This is a genomic window from Stenotrophomonas sp. STEN225, assembly GCF_056756445.1.
The window spans coordinates 211852-227494 of record NZ_JBRRBV010000002.1 but is presented as its reverse complement, the minus strand read 5'-3'; the positions used below and the strand labels follow the sequence as shown (position 1 = coordinate 227494).

At 66.7% G+C, this 15643-nt stretch carries 14 protein-coding genes; 8 read left to right on the top strand and 6 right to left on the bottom strand.

Translation table 11 applies throughout. The annotated features are described in order from the left end of the window. Positions 1-49: 49 nt before the first annotated feature. The 8 genes from ACVOJ1_RS03480 to ACVOJ1_RS03445 all read left to right on the top strand — a co-directional run bounded on the left by ACVOJ1_RS03480 (position 50) and on the right by ACVOJ1_RS03445 (position 10067). Positions 50-1159 (top strand): polyamine ABC transporter substrate-binding protein, encoded by a 1110-nt coding sequence (locus ACVOJ1_RS03480; RefSeq protein ID WP_346480024.1) that lies wholly within the window; start codon positions 50-52, stop codon positions 1157-1159. A 150-nt stretch (positions 1160-1309) separates the two neighbouring features. Further along, a complete protein-coding gene (locus ACVOJ1_RS03475) occupies positions 1310-2476 on the top strand; it encodes an HlyD family secretion protein (protein WP_346480023.1) in 1167 nt (388 codons plus the stop codon). Next, positions 2473-4029 carry a DHA2 family efflux MFS transporter permease subunit gene (locus tag ACVOJ1_RS03470; RefSeq protein WP_053516574.1) on the top strand — a complete coding sequence of 519 codons (1557 nt, stop codon included), beginning with the start codon at positions 2473-2475 and terminating at the stop codon, positions 4027-4029. Before ACVOJ1_RS03475 ends, ACVOJ1_RS03470 begins: the two co-directional genes overlap by 4 nt. Next, on the top strand, positions 4029-5570 hold the full coding sequence (locus tag ACVOJ1_RS03465) for an efflux transporter outer membrane subunit (protein ID WP_346480022.1): 1542 nt from the start codon (positions 4029-4031) through the stop codon (positions 5568-5570). Before ACVOJ1_RS03470 ends, ACVOJ1_RS03465 begins: the two co-directional genes overlap by 1 nt. 164 nt (positions 5571-5734) lie before the next feature. Then, a complete protein-coding gene (locus tag ACVOJ1_RS03460) occupies positions 5735-6871 on the top strand; it encodes an ABC transporter ATP-binding protein (protein WP_193395569.1) in 1137 nt (378 codons plus the stop codon). After that, positions 6868-7800, top strand: a complete 933-nt coding sequence (locus ACVOJ1_RS03455; protein WP_053516578.1) for an ABC transporter permease subunit — start codon at positions 6868-6870, stop codon at positions 7798-7800. Before ACVOJ1_RS03460 ends, ACVOJ1_RS03455 begins: the two co-directional genes overlap by 4 nt. Then, on the top strand, positions 7797-8639 hold the full coding sequence (locus ACVOJ1_RS03450) for an ABC transporter permease subunit (protein ID WP_005415928.1): 843 nt from the start codon (positions 7797-7799) through the stop codon (positions 8637-8639). The genes ACVOJ1_RS03455 and ACVOJ1_RS03450 overlap by 4 nt, the downstream gene beginning before the upstream one ends. A gap of 63 nt (positions 8640-8702) precedes the next feature. Then, complete coding sequence (locus ACVOJ1_RS03445; RefSeq protein ID WP_065181219.1) at positions 8703-10067, top strand: NAD-dependent succinate-semialdehyde dehydrogenase; 1365 nt, start codon at positions 8703-8705, stop codon at positions 10065-10067. 57 nt (positions 10068-10124) lie between these two features. Here the strand turns inward: ACVOJ1_RS03445 and ACVOJ1_RS03440 are convergent, their stop codons facing one another. The 6 genes from ACVOJ1_RS03440 to ACVOJ1_RS03415 all read right to left on the bottom strand — a co-directional run bounded on the left by ACVOJ1_RS03440 (position 10125) and on the right by ACVOJ1_RS03415 (position 15414). Further along, positions 10125-11147: a magnesium and cobalt transport protein CorA gene (locus ACVOJ1_RS03440; protein ID WP_053516581.1), complete on the bottom strand. Its 1023-nt coding sequence runs from the start codon at positions 11145-11147 to the stop codon at positions 10125-10127. A 6-nt stretch (positions 11148-11153) separates the two neighbouring features. Continuing rightward, complete coding sequence (locus ACVOJ1_RS03435) at positions 11154-12383, bottom strand: lipoprotein N-acyltransferase Lnb domain-containing protein (RefSeq protein WP_346480021.1); 1230 nt, start codon at positions 12381-12383, stop codon at positions 11154-11156. Then, positions 12380-13261: an HlyC/CorC family transporter gene (locus ACVOJ1_RS03430; RefSeq protein ID WP_053516583.1), complete on the bottom strand. Its 882-nt coding sequence runs from the start codon at positions 13259-13261 to the stop codon at positions 12380-12382. The genes ACVOJ1_RS03435 and ACVOJ1_RS03430 overlap by 4 nt, the downstream gene beginning before the upstream one ends. A gap of 64 nt (positions 13262-13325) precedes the next feature. Beyond that, complete coding sequence (locus ACVOJ1_RS03425; RefSeq protein ID WP_053516584.1) at positions 13326-13880, bottom strand: hypothetical protein; 555 nt, start codon at positions 13878-13880, stop codon at positions 13326-13328. 65 nt (positions 13881-13945) lie between these two features. Beyond that, on the bottom strand, positions 13946-14431 hold the full coding sequence (gene ybeY / locus ACVOJ1_RS03420) for an rRNA maturation RNase YbeY (RefSeq protein WP_346480020.1): 486 nt from the start codon (positions 14429-14431) through the stop codon (positions 13946-13948). Further along, the gene (locus tag ACVOJ1_RS03415; protein WP_346480019.1) at positions 14428-15414 is read right to left on the bottom strand and encodes a PhoH family protein; all 987 of its coding nucleotides are present in this window, start codon (positions 15412-15414) and stop codon (positions 14428-14430) included. The genes ybeY and ACVOJ1_RS03415 overlap by 4 nt, the downstream gene beginning before the upstream one ends. Positions 15415-15643: the final 229 nt, after the last annotated feature.

The window sequence follows — 15643 nt, the reverse complement described above, 5'->3', positions numbered from 1 at the left end:
CCGTCGCCGGCCCGAGACCGGCCCCCCTCCCCGCATTCTGGAGCACCCGATGAAGCTGCGTATCCTCACGCTCGGCCTGGCCTCCGCCATGCTCGCCGCCTGTGGCGGTGGCAACGGTGGCAGTCAGGACAGCCAGGTCCTGAACGTCTACAACTACAGCGATTACATTGCCGAGGACACCATCCCGACCTTCGAGAAGGAAACCGGGAGCAAGGTGACCTACGACGTGTTCGACAGCGATGAGATGGTCGAGACCAAGCTGCTGGCCGGCAACAGCGGCTACGACGTGGTGGTGCCGACGCTGAACTTCTTCGGCCGGCAAATCCAGGCGGGCGTGTTCCTGCCGCTGGACAAGAGCAAGATCCCGAACCTGGCCAATCTGGACCCGGCGGTGATGAAGCGCATCGCCACCCAGGATCCGGACAACCGCTACGGCGTGCCGTACATGATCGGCACCACCGGCATCGGCTACAACGTTGACATGCTGAAGGAGCGTTTCGGCGGCAGCGCCGACATCGCCAACAGCTGGGACCTGGTGTTCAAGCCGGAGAACATCAGCAAGATGAAGGACTGCGGCGTGACCATCCTGGACACGCCGGCCGACATGATCCCGATCGCACTGCACTATCTGGGCCTGGACCCGCACAGCGGCGATCCGGCCGAGCTGCAGAAGGCGGCCGACCTGTTGAAGTCGATCCGCCCGTACGTGCAGAACTTCCACTCCTCGCAGTACGTCGGTTCGCTGGCCAACGGCGGCACCTGCCTGGTGGTCGGCTGGTCGGGTGACATCATCCAGGCCCGCGACCGCGCCGAGGAGGCCAGCAACGGCGTGCATGTCGCCTATTCGATTCCGAAGGAAGGCGCACCGCAGTGGTTCGATATGCTGGCGATCCCGAAGGACGCCAAGCATCCGGAAGCCGCTTACAAGTTCATCAATTACCTGCTGGAGCCGAAGGTCGCTGCGGCCAATACCAACTTCATCCACTACGCCAACCCGGTGCCGACCGCGACTCCGCTGGTGGACGAGGCGATCCGTACCGACCCGACCATCTACCCGCCGGCCGATGTGGCCGCGAAGATGTTCACCTATTCGATCAACACCCCGGAGACGGACAAGCTGTACACCCGTCTGTGGACCGAGGTGAAGACCGGCAGGTGAGATGACGGTGGCGCCGGGCCATGCCCGGCGGATGCGGGCAGACGTCAGCGCACAGGAAACGGAGGCCAATGGCCTCCGTTTTTTTTTTCACCTTGCCTCCGCATCGCTTCCCCTACCGTCCCGTATGGCACCGACCACCGCCTTCAGACAATGACCGAACAGCCCCAGCGCGCCGACGCCGCCCCTGACGAAACGCCTTCCACCGAGGACAAGCCTTCGCCGCTGAAGAACCCCAAGGTCCGCTGGACGCTGGCCATCATCGGCGTCGTCGTGGTCATCGCCCTGGTTGCCTGGCTGATCTACCACCTGCTGGTCGGCCGCTACCTGCAGGACACCAACAACGCCTATCTGCAGGCCGACGCTGTCGCGGTCGCTCCGCGCATCAACGGTTACGTCACCGAAGTGCTGGTGCAGGACAACCAGTGGGTCAATGCCGGCGAACCGCTGTTGCGCATCGACCCGCGCACCTACCGTGCCACGCTGGACCAGGCCGAGGCCGTGATCGCCGTGCGCGAAGCCGACATCGCCGCTGCTGCCGCTGGGGTGCAGGGCCAGCAGTCCAGCCTGCTGCAGGCACGCACCCAGCTCACCGCGGCCGCCGCCTCGCTGCGTTTCGGCCGGTCAGAGCTGGCGCGCTTCACCCCGCTGGCGGCCAGTGGTGCCGACACCCATGAACACGTTGAAAGCCTGCGCCACGATGTCGAGCGCGCCCAGGCCCAGTACGACGCGGCCAAGGCACAGATCCAGGGCGCGCAGAGCCAGATCGAAGCCAGCCAGGCCCAGCTCGAGCAGGCCCAGGCCGGACTGAAGCAGGCGCAGGCCGACGCTGCGCAGGCCAGAGTGGCGTTTGAGGACACCGAGCTGCGCGCCCGCATCGACGGCCGTGTCGGCAACAAGACCGTGCAGGTCGGCCAGTTTGTTGCTGCCGGTACCCGCACCATGACCATCGTGCCGGTTGCTTCGCTGTACCTCGTTGCCAACTTCAAGGAAACCCAGGTGGGCCTGATGCGCGCCGGCCAGGCGGCCGAAATCAAGGTCGATGCGTTGCCAGGCACCCCATTGCGCGGCACGGTGGAGAGCATTTCGCCGGGTACCGGCTCGCAGTTCGCGCTGCTGCCGCCACAGAACGCCACCGGCAACTTCACCAAGGTCGTGCAGCGCGTGCCGGTGCGCATCCGGGTGGACGCAGGTGCCGAAGCACGCAAGGTGCTGGTGCCGGGCATGTCGGTGGAAGTGACCGTCGATACCCGCAATGCAAAGGATGCGCGCGAGCGCACCCAGGACGAGGCCGAGGCCATGGCCGCGCCGGCGCGATGAACGCCACCCGTGCCCACGCAGCACCTGTCGCCGGAGGCAAGGCGGATGCCGCGGCCTGGCTGGCCGTGGCGGCCGGCACCATCGGTTCGTTCATGGCTACGCTGGACATCTCCATCGTCAACGCCGCGTTGCCCACCATCCAGGGCGAAGTGGGCGCCAGCGGCACCGAAGGCACCTGGATCTCCACCGCCTTCCTTGTCTCGGAAATCGTGATGATTCCGCTGACCGGCTGGTTCGTGCGCACGCTGGGCCTGCGCACTTTCCTGCTGATCTGCGCCACGCTGTTCACTGCGTTCTCGGTGATGTGCGGCCTGGCCGATTCGTTGCCGATGATGATCGCCGGACGGGTAGGGCAGGGTTTTGCCGGTGGTGCGCTGATCCCGACCGCGCTGACCATCGTCGGCACGCGGCTGCCGCCGAAGCAGCAGCCGCTGGGCACGGCGCTGTTCGGCATGACCGTCATCCTGGGCCCGGTGATCGGCCCCTTGCTGGGCGGCTGGTTGACCGAGAACGTCAGCTGGCACTACGCGTTCTTCATCAACGTGCCGATCTGTGCCGGCCTGGTTGCCCTGCTGCTGCTCGGCCTTCCGCATGAGACGTCTGATTGGGGTGGGCTGCTGCGCGCAGACTGGCTGGGTATCGTCGGCATGACCGCCGGCCTGTCCGCGCTTACCGTGGTGCTGGAAGACGGCCAGCGCGAGCGCTGGTTCGAATCGACGATGATCGTGGTTCTCAGCATCGTCTCGGTGCTGGGCTTCGCGCTGCTCGCGCTTTCGCAGTTCACCAGCAAGGCGCCGGTCATCCGCCTCAACATCCTGTTCCAGCGCAGTTTCGGCGCAGTGTTCGTGATGGTGATGGCGGTGGGCATGATCCTGTTCGGGGTCATGTACATGATCCCGCAGTTCCTGGCGATCATCGCCGGCTACAACACCGAGCAGGCCGGCTATGTGCTGCTGCTGGCCGGCCTGCCGACCATCCTGCTGATGCCGTTGATGCCGAAGATGCTGGAAACGGTCGACGTACGCATCATGGTGTTCGGCGGCATGCTGTGCTTCGCCGCTGCCTGCTTCGTCAATCTGGGGCTGACTCCGGACAGCATCGGCCCGCACTTCGTCATAGGCCAGCTGCTGCAGGGCTGTGGGCTGGCGCTGGCGATGATGGCGCTGAACCAGGCGGCCATCACCTCGGTGCCGCGCGAGTACACCAGCGATGCGTCCGGCCTGTTCAACGCCGCGCGCAATCTCGGCGGCTCGATCGGGCTGGCCATCATTTCCACTTTCCAGGAACGCCGCACCACCCTGCACATCGATGCGATCGGCAGCAGCGTTACTGCAAACTCGACCATCGCCCAGGACGCGCTGCATGCCTACGGCCAGCAGCTGGGCGACGCGACCCAGGCGATGGCCGTGCTGGCGCAGACGGTGCAGATGCAGGCGATGGTGATGGCCTACAACGACCTGTTCTGGATCTTCGGCCTGATCGTGGTGGCCACCCTGCCGCTGGTCTTCCTGCTCAAGCCCCTGCCCAAGGGCGTTCCATTGGCGATGCACTGATGACTTCGACGACCTTGCCCGTTTCCCCCCTTCTGCGCCGGCTGTGCCCGGCCACCCTGCCGCTGCTGCTGGCGGGCTGCATGGTGGGGCCGGATTACGTGAAACCGGACGTGGCCACGGTCGCTACCGCGCAGGCGCAGCTCCCACGCGCGGCGCAGGCCGGCGTGCAGCCTGCCAGCCCGCCCAGCCAGTGGTGGCGCGCGCTCAACGATCCGCTGCTGGACCAGCTGGTGGACGAGGCGCTGCGCAACAGCCCCAACCTGCGCGCAGCCCAGGCCAAGCTGCTGGCCTCGCGCGCGCTGCAGCGCCAGCGCCGCGCCGAGCAGCTGCCCAGCGTGGGCGCGGCGGCGGGCTACGCCAACATCAAGGCACCGGATTCGCTGGAAAACAGCGTGCGCGGTCTGGGCGAGAACATCGCCGGGGTGGCCGAGGCCAACGGCCGTCCGCAGGAGGCGGCGCAGCTGCGCCAGCAGTTCGCCGATATCGATCTGGACACCGAGCTGTACGTGGCCGGCTTCGACGCCAGTTGGGAACTGGACCTGTTCGGCCGCCGACGCCGCGCGGCCGAGCAGGCCGCCGCCGAAGCCGAGGCCAACGCCGCAGCACTGGCCGATGCGCAGGTGCAGCTTGCCGCGGAACTGACCCAGGTCTACCTCGGCTACCGCAGCAGCCGCGAGCGTATCGCCCTGGCCGAGCACAACCTCCGAGCCGCCGATGAAAGCCTGCAGCTGACCCGTCAGCGCCGCCAACGCGGTGCCGATTCGGACCTGCAGGTGGAGCGCGCGCAGGCCCAGCTGCAACAGCAGCAGGCTGCGCTGCCGCCGCTACAGGCACAGGCCGACGAAGCCCGAGATGTGCTGGCCCTGATGGTAGGCCGCGAGCCGGGGGCGCTGGATGCGCGGTTGGCGGCAGACCAGCCGTTGCCGGTGCTGCCGGCCAACGTGCCGGTGGACGATGCGGGCGCGTTGATCCAGCGCCGGCCGGATGTGCGCAAGGCTGAGCGCGAGCTGGCGGCATCCTCGGCGCAGATCGGCCAGGCGATCTCGGCGTATTTTCCGCAGGTGACCCTGCTGGGCAGCATCGGCGCGGGCGCCACCTCGGTTTCCGACCTGGGGCGGGATTCAGCCGCCACCATCGTCGCCCCGTTCCTGCGCTGGTCGCTGTTCGACTTCGGCGTGAACAAGGCCCGTGTGGCCCAGGCCCGGGCCGGCAATGAGGCCCGGTTGGCGGCCTACGAGGGCACGGTGCTGGCTGCACTGCAGGATGCCAATACCGCGTTGGCGCGCTTCGGTGCGGCCCGGCAGCAACTGCAGGCCAGTGTCCGCGCCGAGGCTTCGGCGGACCGTTCGCTGGCGTTGATGAGCCAGCGTCGACAGGCGGGTGCCACCTCGCAGATCGATCTGCTGGACGTACAGCGCCAGCGGCTGCAGGCGCAGGATGCCGCCGCCCAGGCGCGGCTGCAGTTGCTGGTGCGGTACGTGGCGCTGCAGAAGAGCCTGGGGCTGGGCTGGCAGGAGGCACCGCCGGTGGCTGTTCGCTGATCCTCTCCGCCGGGCCAGGCCCGGCGCGACCGGAGCCCGGCCAGGCGGGTAGCGCCGGGCCAAGCCCGGCGGGCAACGGCCGCTCGCCATACCCCGTCATACCGTCATCGCCCCCTGGCCGGTAGAATGGCGCCCGCTGTCCACCGCCCGCTCCCGGAGCCCCCATGCCCGTTGAAGCCCAGCCGGAAGCCGCCGCCGTTGATTCGGTGAGTGCGCCCGGCTATCTCTCCATTCGTGACCTGCGCAAGGAATTCGACGGTTTCGTCGCCGTCGACGACGTCAATCTGGATGTGCGCAAGGGCGAGATCTTTGCCCTGCTGGGCGGCTCCGGCAGCGGCAAATCCACCCTGCTGCGCTGCCTGGGCGGCTTCGAGACACCCACCAAGGGCAGTATCACCCTTGATGGGCAGCGTCTGGACGCCTTGCCGCCCTATCAGCGGCCGGTCAACATGATGTTCCAGTCCTACGCCCTGTTCCCGCACATGACGGTCGAGCAGAACATCGCGTTCGGCCTCAAGCAGGACGGGCTGGGCAAGGATGCGATCGGCAGGCGCGTCGGCGAAATGCTGGAGCTGGTGCAGATGGGCCACCTCGGCAAGCGCAAGCCGCATCAGCTGTCCGGCGGACAGCAGCAGCGCGTGGCGCTGGCACGCTCGTTGGCCAAGGGCCCCAAGCTGCTGCTGCTGGATGAGCCGATGGGTGCACTGGACAAGAAGCTGCGCTCGCAGATGCAGCTGGAACTGGTCAGCATCATCGAATCGTCGGGCGTGACCTGCGTGATGGTCACCCACGACCAGGAAGAAGCGATGACCATGGCCACCCGCATCGCGGTGATGGATGCGGGCTGGATCCAGCAGGTCGGCAAGCCGGACGAAGTGTACGAGCAGCCGGCCAACCGGTTCGTCGCCGAGTTCATCGGCTCGGTGAACCTGTTCGACGGCGTGATCGACGAGGACCTGCCGGAGTATGTGACCGTACGATCGCCGCTGTTCCCGGCGCCGATCTACATCGCCCATGGCATCACTGGATATGAAGGGCAGCCGGTCGCATTCGCGCTGCGTCCGGAAAAGGTGATGATCGGCAAGGACGAGCCGGAAGGGCACACCAACAAGGCACAGGGTGTGATCGAGGACATCGCCTACTTCGGCAGTCACTCGGTCTACCACGTGCGCCTTCCCAGTGGAGCCAAGGTGCTGGCCAACTTCGCCAATTCGCAGCGCTGGGCCAGCGATGGCCTGACCTGGGGTGACAGCGTGTGGGTGCACTGGCGCGACAATGACGGCGTGGTGCTGACCTCATGAGTGTCGCCGGGCTGAAGCGCTGGCTGCCGGGACTGCGCGCCACGGTGATCGGTGTTCCGTATCTGTGGCTGCTGCTGTTCTTCGCAGTGCCCTTCCTGATCGTGTTGATGATCAGCTTCTCGCACAGCCGTGTCGGCTCGCCGCCGTACACCTGGCTGCTGCAGTACGTGGACGGCGGGTTCTCGCTCAAGCTCAATCTCGAGAACTATCTGGCGCTGTTCCGCGATTCGATCTACGCCCAGGCGTTCCTGAGTTCCATCAAGATCGCAGCGATCTCCACCTTCCTGACCCTGCTGATCGGCTACCCGATGGCCTATGCCATCGCCCGGCTGTCGCCGGCGGCGCGCAACGTGGCGATGATGCTGGTGGTGTTGCCGTCGTGGACTTCGTTCCTGATCCGCGTGTACGCGTGGAAGGCGATCCTGGACCGCAACGGCCTGCTCGACCAGTTCCTGCAGTTCACCGGTCTGCAGACGCTGATGACCGGCATGGGGCTGCCCAGGCTGCAGCTGATCGATACGCCGACCGCGGCCTATATCGGTATCGTCTACTGCTATCTGCCATTCATGGTGCTGCCGCTGTACGCCAACCTGGTCAAGCATGACCACCGCCTGCTGGAGGCGGCCTACGATCTCGGTGCGAAGCCGTGGCAGGCCTTCCTGCGCATCACCCTGCCGCTGTCCAGGGCCGGCATCATCGCCGGCTGCATGCTGGTGATGATTCCGGCGGTCGGCGAGTTCGTCATCCCTGAGATGCTCGGCGGATCGGAGACGTTGATGGTTGGCCGGCAGCTGTGGAACGAGTTCTTCAACAACCGCAACTGGCCGGGCGCCTCGGCGATGGCGGTGGCGATGATCCTGCTGCTGCTGGTGCCGATCCTGCTGTTCAACCGTTCCCAGCAGCGCCTGCTGGAAGGGAAGCAGGCATGAGCCCGCGTACCGCCAAGGGCCTGGGTCTGGGCGTGCTGCTGCTCGGCTTCGCCTTCCTGTACCTGCCGATCCTGCTGTTGATGTTCTATTCGTTCAACAGTTCGCGGCTGGCGATGGTATGGGCGGGCTTCTCCACCCGCGCCTACAGCGATCTGTTCGCCGACCGTGCACTGATGGACGCGATGTGGACCAGCCTGGTGGTGGCGTTCTGGACCGCCTGCACCGCCACGGTGCTCGGTACGCTGGCGGCCATGGTGATGACCCGATTCAAGCGTTTCCGCGGCAAGCCGCTGTTCGGCGCGCTGGTCACCGCGCCGCTGGTGATGCCGGACGTGATCCTGGGTTTCTCGCTGATGGCGCTGCTGGCCTCGATGGGGGCCATTCCGGGCTTCCCGGCGCGTGGACTGGCGACCATCTGGATCGCCCACGTCACCTTCACCCTGTGCTTCGTCACCGTAGTGGTGTCTTCGCGCCTGCAGGAAATGGACCTGTCGCTGGAAGAAGCGGCGATGGACCTGGGGGCCAGCCGGCTGACCGTGTTCACCCGCATCACGCTGCCGATCATCGCCCCAGCACTGGTAGCGGGCTGGCTGCTGGCCTTCACGCTGTCGCTGGATGACGTGGTGGTGGCCAGCTTCGTCGCCACGCCGGGCTCGACAACACTGCCGATGAAGGTCTTCGCCTCGGTCCGCATGGGCATCAGCCCGAAGATCAATGCGCTGGCCACGCTGCTGGTATCGGCGGTGTCGATCGCGGCGGTGATCGGCTGGTACATCAACGCGCGCGCCGAGAAGCGGCGCCAGCGCGACCTGCAGCTGGCCCGGCAGGACAACGGCTGATCCGGCAACGCGCGGCTCACGGGCAAGGGCGCACACTGGGGATCTGCCTGAAGGAGATCCCCCATGACTGTCGAGATCATCGATCCCACCACCGGCCAGGTGACCTACCGCCATGAACTGATGGGCGCTGCCGACGTCGAGCAGCGCCTGCAGGCCGCGGCCGACGCATTCCCGGCCTGGGCCGCACGTTCGCTGCAGGAGCGGGGTGCCGTCCTGCGAGGCATTGCCGCGCAGCTGCGCACGCGGCGTGACGAGCTGCAGCAGGCGATGACGCACGAGATGGGCAAGCTGAAGGCCGAGGCATTGGCCGAGGTCGACAAATGCGCGGCGGCCTGCGAGTACTACGCCGATCACGCCGCCGACTACCTCAAGCCCCAGCTGATCGATACCGAGGCACAGCGCAGCTACGTGCGCTACGAGCCGATCGGCTGCGTGTTCGCGGTGATGCCATGGAACTTCCCGGTCTGGCAGGTGTTCCGCTTCCTTGCGCCTGCCTTCATGGCCGGCAACGTGGCGCTGCTCAAGCACGCCAGCAACGTGCCCCAGTGTGCGGACCTGATCCTGGCGGTGTGCCGCGACGGTGGCCTGCCGGCCGGTGTGTTCGACGTTCTGCACATCGACAACGACCAGGCAGCCGAGGTGCTGCGCGATGCGCGGGTGAAGGCGGTGACGCTGACCGGCAGCGAACGCGCCGGGCGTTCGATCGCGTCCAATGCGGGCAGCCAGCTGAAGAAGTCGGTGATGGAGCTGGGGGGCAGTGACGCCTTCGTGGTGCTGGACGATGCCGACCTCGACAAGACCGTGGCGGCCGCAGTGAAGTCACGCTTCGACAACAGTGGGCAGACCTGTATCGCTGCCAAGCGCTTCATCGTGGTGGAGCGCGTGGCCGATGAATTCACCCGCCGCTTCGTCGAGGCCGCTGGTCAGCGCCGGTATGGCGACCCCAGCGAGCGCGAGACCACGCTGGCACCGATGGCCCGCGCGGACCTGCGCGACGAGCTGCACAAGCAGGTGCAGGCGAGTGTGGCCAAGGGGGCGCGGGTGCTGCTGGGCGGCGAGCCGATTGCGGGCACGCATGCCGGCTATCCGGCCACCGTGCTGGACCAGGTCGGGCCGGGCATGCCCGCCTACGACGAGGAACTGTTTGGGCCGGTGGCTGCGGTGATCCGGGTCAAGGATGAAGAGGAAGCGCTGCGCGTGGCCAACGACACCCGCTTCGGGCTGGGCGGCAGTGTCTGGACCGGAGACCCGGTGCGTGGCGAGTCCTTCGCCCAGCGCATGGAATGCGGTGCGGCCTTCGTCAATGCCATCGTCAAGAGTGACGCGCGGCTGCCGTTCGGCGGCAGCAAACAGTCGGGCTTCGGCCGCGAACTGGCGGACCATGGCATCCATGAGTTCATGAACATCAAGACTGTCTACGTGGCCTGATGATGCATTCCGTGTGCCACGGTAAAGAAGCAGCCGAGCCCGAACCTGGGCTCGGCTCTACAACCACCGCGCGCGCTTGAACAACCGGTACAGGCCCACGCAGACACCGCCCACGCCGACGATCATCAGCGGGTACGCCCATGGCTGGCTCAACTCCGGCATGTGACTGAAGTTCATGCCGTACCAGCTCGTGATCAGTGTCGGCGCCGCCAGCAGGGCCGCCCACGCACCCAGCCGCTTCACGGTTTCGCCCTGCGCCAGCGTCACCAGCGAGAGGTTCACGCTCAGTGCGGTACCCAGCATCTCGCGCAGGGTATCGATCACGTCGCTGATGCGCACCGCATGGTCATGCACGTCGCGGACGTAGAGCTTCACTTCGTCCGGAATCAATTCGCCCTGGTAGCGGCGCAGCTGCGCCAGCACGTCCTGCAAGGGGGCCACGGCCATCCGCATCTTGTTCAACTCGCGCTTGAGCTCGTACAGGCGCACCACGGTGCTGCGCTTGTAGCTCTCGGCGAAGATGTCCTTCTCCAGCAGCTCCAGCGTGTCGCGGAAGCGGTTGGTGATCGGCAGGTAGTTGTCGACCACGAAGTCGGTGACGGCATACAGGCAATACGACGGACCCATCTTCAGCAGCTGCGGCTCGCGTTCCACCCGGGCACGTACTGGTGCATACGACAGCGAAGCACCGTGGCGCACGGTCACCAGGAAACGCGGCCCGAGGAAGGCGTGGGTTTCACCGTACTGGATGCGCTCATCGACCATCTGCGCGGTGGTCATCACCACGAACAGCGAGTTGCCGTAGGCTTCCACCTTCGGCCGCTGGTGCGCATTCCGCGCGTCCTCGATCGCCAGGTCGTGCAGGCAGAACTCCTCCTGCAGCTTCAGCAGCACGTCTTCATTGGGGTCGAACAGGCCGACCCAGACGAAGCCGTTGCCGCTGGCGATGACGTCGCTGATGGCGTCCAGGCTGATGTCATGGCGGACGCCCTGCTCATCGTAGTGGACGCAGTTGATGACGCAGGCGGGATTGGCCGAAGCAGGTGCGGCAGCGGAGGCGGGCAGTGACATGCCCGCCATCGTGCGTCAGTGCCGCGTATCCGACAAGTGACGATCGCGCCCCAGCACCCAGGCCAGGGCCGCATGGATCGGCAGCAGCAGCACGATCCATTGCACGTTGTACTGCGCCTGCAGGCTCAGCCAGTGCAGGACCAGCGCTGCCAGGGCCTGCAGTGCCACCAGCCACAGCACGACCGTGAACATGCGGCCCGGCGGGCGACGGCGCAGCAGCCGGACCGCGCCCGGCAGCAGCAGCACGCACAACGGCGAAAGCAGCAGCAGGTTGCGGTTGGCCCAGGCGGCGTAATGGGTGCTGAAACCCCAGAGGAACACCAGCAGGCCACCTGCGACGGCACACAGCAGCCACAACGGCAGTCCCAGTCCGGCCAGCAGGCGCGGCCGGTTGCGCAACGCCAGCACGCCGGCAGCGATGGCCAGACCGAACAGCAGCCACGGCCACCAGCGGCGCGGGAATTCCTTGGGCTCCGGATCGATGCGGTGCGGCAGCAGTTCCTGCTCGGACTGCACCAGCGGACGACCGTCGCTGTTGCGCGCCTGGCGCAGGGCATCGGCCAGGCGCATCGGCACGAAGGCTTCCTGCCAGCGTGACAGCGGCTGATCGGCGAACGGGCCCAGGCCCACGTCGAAGCCCAGCCACATCCACGGCGCGGGCGAGGCCAGGCGGACCGATTCGCTGCGGTAGGTATTGCCGCGCGAGCGTCCGGACAGCTGAGCATGCAGTCCACCACCCAGCGCCTTGTCCAGCGTGTCGCGCACCATCGTCGCGCAGTTGGCGGTGTAGTAGTCGTAGTGGTAGCGCGCGTTCTCCGGCCTGGCCCGCTCGGCCAGGTCGGCGGCCAGTGCGCGCGCCTGGTCCGGGCGCAGATCCAGCCACTGCACGCTCGCTCCGCGGCCGGTCTCGTCGTAGTACGACAGGTCCTGCTGAAGGGGCAGCGCCACCAGGTAATACATCATGTCGCCACGCACGAAACGACCGATGAAGTCATCCTCGGACGGATCGAAGTAGCCGAAATTGTACGACGTTGCTTCACCACTGGCCGGATCGAGCACCACGATGGCGTCATGACCGAAACGCTCGAAGAACACCGTGCCGGGCTGCATCGTCACCACGCCGATGCGCGGCGCCGGGGTTCCGGCGACTGTAGCCGTCGCCTGCGCGAAGGCGATGGCAGGCACGGCCGTGGCCAGCATGCACAGCGCCAGCCACAGGGTGAGGATCAGCCCGCGCCGCTTCAAGCGTCGTCCTGCGCGTCCGGTGGCAGCACCGTCACGTGGAAGGCCTGTACCCGGCGCGCATCGGCACGCGCGACACGGAACATGAAGCGGTCCAGCGCCAGTTCGTCTCCGATCTCCGGAAGGTGACCGACCGCTTCCGTGACGAGGCCGCCGATGGTGTCGTAGTCCTCGTCGGAGAACGTGGCACCGAAGCGCTCGTTGAAATCCCCGATCGGGGTCAGGGCATCGACCACGTACTGGCCGTCGGCCTGGATCGCGATCTGTGCCGACGGATCCTCGGCTTCGTCGTGCTCGTCGTCGATGTCGCCGACGATCTGTTCCAGCACGTCCTCGATGGTGACCAGGCCGGCGACGCCGCCGTACTCGTCGACCACGATGGCCATGTGGTTGCGCGACAGGCGGAACTCCTTCAGCAGCACGTTGAGCTTCTTCGCTTCAGGAATCAGCACCGCCGGGCGCAGCAGTTCGCGTACGTTGGCCGGGCCGTGGTCGGCAACCACGCCGCGCAGCAGGTCCTTGGCCAGCAGGATGCCGAGGATGTCGTCCTTGTTCTCGCCATGCACCGGGAAGCGCGAATGGCCGGATTCGACCACCTGCTTCATCAGTTCCAGGAAGGGCGCTTCGACCGGCAGCGAGACCATCTGCGAACGCGAGATCATCACGTCGCCCACGGTCAGCTCGGCCACCGAAATGGCGCCTTCCATCATCTTCAGGGTATCGGCGGCGATCAGACCTTCTTCCTGCGCGGTGTGCAGGACAGCGACCAGCTCGTCGCGGGTATGGGGTTCGCCGGAGAACGCGGACGTCAGGCGTTCCAGCCAGCCGCGCTTCTTTTCACTGTGCTCCTGCAGGGAGCTACTACTGTCGTCTTCAGACATCTCTGGAAAAAGGGCACCCGGCATGCCGGGCGTTGGCGCCAGTCTAGCAGGATGTAGCGGCCTGTCAGCGCCCCCCGCTGCCGGGGCCGGTGATCGGGGGCGGCGCCAGTTCAGGCCGGGACGCCGGTGCTTCGGGCAGGTCCAGGCTGTAGGTGCAGCCGGCCAGCGTCCGGCCTGGGTGGGAGGCCACCGTTGAGACACTGAGGATGATCGACTCGATCTGCGCCTCGCCGGTGGTCGGGTCGGTCACGTCACGGCTGACCAGTTCGCGCCCCGCCATGAACTTGCCGTCCTGGTCGTATCCGGTCTCCAGCCCGAGCCGCCTGGCCAGTGGCCGGGGGTCGGCCTCATCGAGGATCGCCATGATGCTGGCACCGGCCATTGCGACCCGGTCCGTGCGGGTGCCGAACACCGTGATGGGCTGCGCCAGACGGTACTCGCTCAGGAACCGGTTGCCCTGCGGCAGGGGTTGCAGGCCGCTGGCGACCGCTTTCAGCGGGTCGGCCAGCAGCGGTGCCAGCGCGGCATGGGCGGCCACGTCCTGGCGGCATTCGATCAATGCCGGCAGGTCCAGCGGAGCGGCGGACGCAGAGGTGGCAAGCAGCAGGGGCAGGAACACAGCGGCACTCCGTGGTGGCGCCGAGCCTGGGCTCGGCTGCCTTCCGGTCGGGGAGGGGGGCGGGCTCAGCGCTCGCCGGCGTAGGGGTCGGCGATGCCGAGCTCGGTCAGGATCTCGCGTTCCAGCTGCTCCATCGCCTCGGCTTCCTTGTCGTCTTCGTGGTCCCAGCCGAGCAGGTGCAGCACGCCGTGCACGGTGAGGTGCGCATAGTGGGCGTTGAGCGCCTTGCCCTGCTCACCGGCCTCGCGCTCGACCACCGGGGCACAGATCACCAGGTCGCCCAGCAGCGGGAACTTCACGCCCTTGGGCAGGCCTTCGGGCACTTCGGCCGGGAAGCTGAGCACATTGGTGGCGTAGTCCTTGCCGCGGTAGTGGCGGTTCAGCGACTGCCCCTCCTTGGCATCGACCACGCGGATCGCCAGGTCGGCTTCGCGGATCCGCCCCTTCAGGGCCGCGGCAACCCACCTGCGGAAGCTCACCGCGGCCGGCAGTCCGGCGCGGGGCAGGGCGTAACTGACGGCGACGTCCAGCCGTACGGGACCACGGGTCATGATGTCGCTCCGGGTTGGATCTGATGCAGGTCGCGGCGGTCGTAGGCACTGACGATGCGGGCCACCAGCGGATGGCGGACGACGTCGCGCGATTCGAAGAAGGTGAAGCTCACGCCCTCGACATCGCGCAGCACGTCGATGGCATCGCGCAGGCCCGATTTCAGGTGCTTGGGCAGGTCGGTCTGGGTCAGGTCGCCGGTGACCACGGCGGTGGAGCCGAAGCCCAGCCGGGTCAGGAACATCTTCATCTGCTCGATGGTGGTGTTCTGCGCCTCGTCCAGGATCACGAACGCGTCGTTGAGGGTGCGGCCACGCATGTACGCCAGCGGTGCGATCTCGATGACGTTCTTCTCCAGCAGCTTGACCACCTTCTCCACGCCCATCATTTCGTACAGGGCGTCGTACAGCGGCCGCAGGTAGGGATCGACCTTCTGGGTCAGGTCGCCGGGCAGGAAGCCGAGCTTCTCGCCGGCCTCGACCGCAGGCCGCACCAGGATCAGGCGCTGCACGCGCGACTCGTTCAGCGCTTCCACCGCGCTGGCCACGGCCAGGAAGGTCTTGCCGGTACCGGCCGGGCCGATGCCGAAGTTGATGTCATGGGTGGCGATCTGGTGCAGGTAGCGGCCCTGGTTGGCGCCGCGACCGCGCACGGTGCCACGCTTGACCCGGATCGCCACGTCCTGTGCTTCGTACGAGCGTTCGGCGATCTGCTCCACGTTGGCCTGGGCCAGGCGCAGGTGGATGGCGTGGTTGTCGAAGGTGGTCTCGCCGGCTTCGGCGTACAGGGCCTCGATCAGCTTCTGCGCTTCCACGCTGGCTTCCTTCGGTCCACTGATACGGAACACGAAGCCGCGATTGGCGATCTCCACGCCGAGTTTCAGTTCGATCTGTCGCAAATGGCCGTCGAACGGGCCGCACAGGTTGGCCAGGCGCGCGTTGTCTTCCGGCGACAGGTTGAAGTCTCGATGCTCGATGTTTTTCATTGCTGGAGGTGGGGCGGAAGCCTTCCACCACAGTGTCTTCAAGGGGAAACTAGGGTAGCGCGCGGGGGCGCACACGGCCAGTACGGGGGCTGCGACGCGGTTTTCCACACGGGGTGTGGATCGGGCCTGCGGGAACCTGTGGATAGACGTTCGCAATGCTTGTGCCACAAGCTTCCTGCGCCGGTGGTGAAAAAAGCGTCACGATCGGGTGGGGAACGGAAACCGGAAG

What these genes read in the sequence shown, in the direction of transcription:
- ACVOJ1_RS03445 (WP_065181219.1), top strand. Translation starts at nt 8,703, where the DNA reads ATGACTGTCGAGATCATCGATCCCACCACCGGCCAGGTGACCTACCGC.
- ACVOJ1_RS03480 (WP_346480024.1), top strand. Translation starts at nt 50, where the DNA reads ATGAAGCTGCGTATCCTCACGCTCGGCCTGGCCTCCGCCATGCTCGCC.
- ACVOJ1_RS03450 (WP_005415928.1), top strand. Translation starts at nt 7,797, where the DNA reads ATGAGCCCGCGTACCGCCAAGGGCCTGGGTCTGGGCGTGCTGCTGCTC.
- ACVOJ1_RS03460 (WP_193395569.1), top strand. Translation starts at nt 5,735, where the DNA reads ATGCCCGTTGAAGCCCAGCCGGAAGCCGCCGCCGTTGATTCGGTGAGT.
- ACVOJ1_RS03455 (WP_053516578.1), top strand. Translation starts at nt 6,868, where the DNA reads ATGAGTGTCGCCGGGCTGAAGCGCTGGCTGCCGGGACTGCGCGCCACG.
- ACVOJ1_RS03465 (WP_346480022.1), top strand. Translation starts at nt 4,029, where the DNA reads ATGACTTCGACGACCTTGCCCGTTTCCCCCCTTCTGCGCCGGCTGTGC.
- ACVOJ1_RS03440 (WP_053516581.1), bottom strand. Translation starts at nt 11,147, where the DNA reads ATGGCGGGCATGTCACTGCCCGCCTCCGCTGCCGCACCTGCTTCGGCC.
- ybeY (WP_346480020.1), bottom strand. Translation starts at nt 14,431, where the DNA reads ATGACCCGTGGTCCCGTACGGCTGGACGTCGCCGTCAGTTACGCCCTG.
- ACVOJ1_RS03430 (WP_053516583.1), bottom strand. Translation starts at nt 13,261, where the DNA reads ATGTCTGAAGACGACAGTAGTAGCTCCCTGCAGGAGCACAGTGAAAAG.
- ACVOJ1_RS03415 (WP_346480019.1), bottom strand. Translation starts at nt 15,414, where the DNA reads ATGAAAAACATCGAGCATCGAGACTTCAACCTGTCGCCGGAAGACAAC.
- ACVOJ1_RS03470 (WP_053516574.1), top strand. Translation starts at nt 2,473, where the DNA reads ATGAACGCCACCCGTGCCCACGCAGCACCTGTCGCCGGAGGCAAGGCG.
- ACVOJ1_RS03475 (WP_346480023.1), top strand. Translation starts at nt 1,310, where the DNA reads ATGACCGAACAGCCCCAGCGCGCCGACGCCGCCCCTGACGAAACGCCT.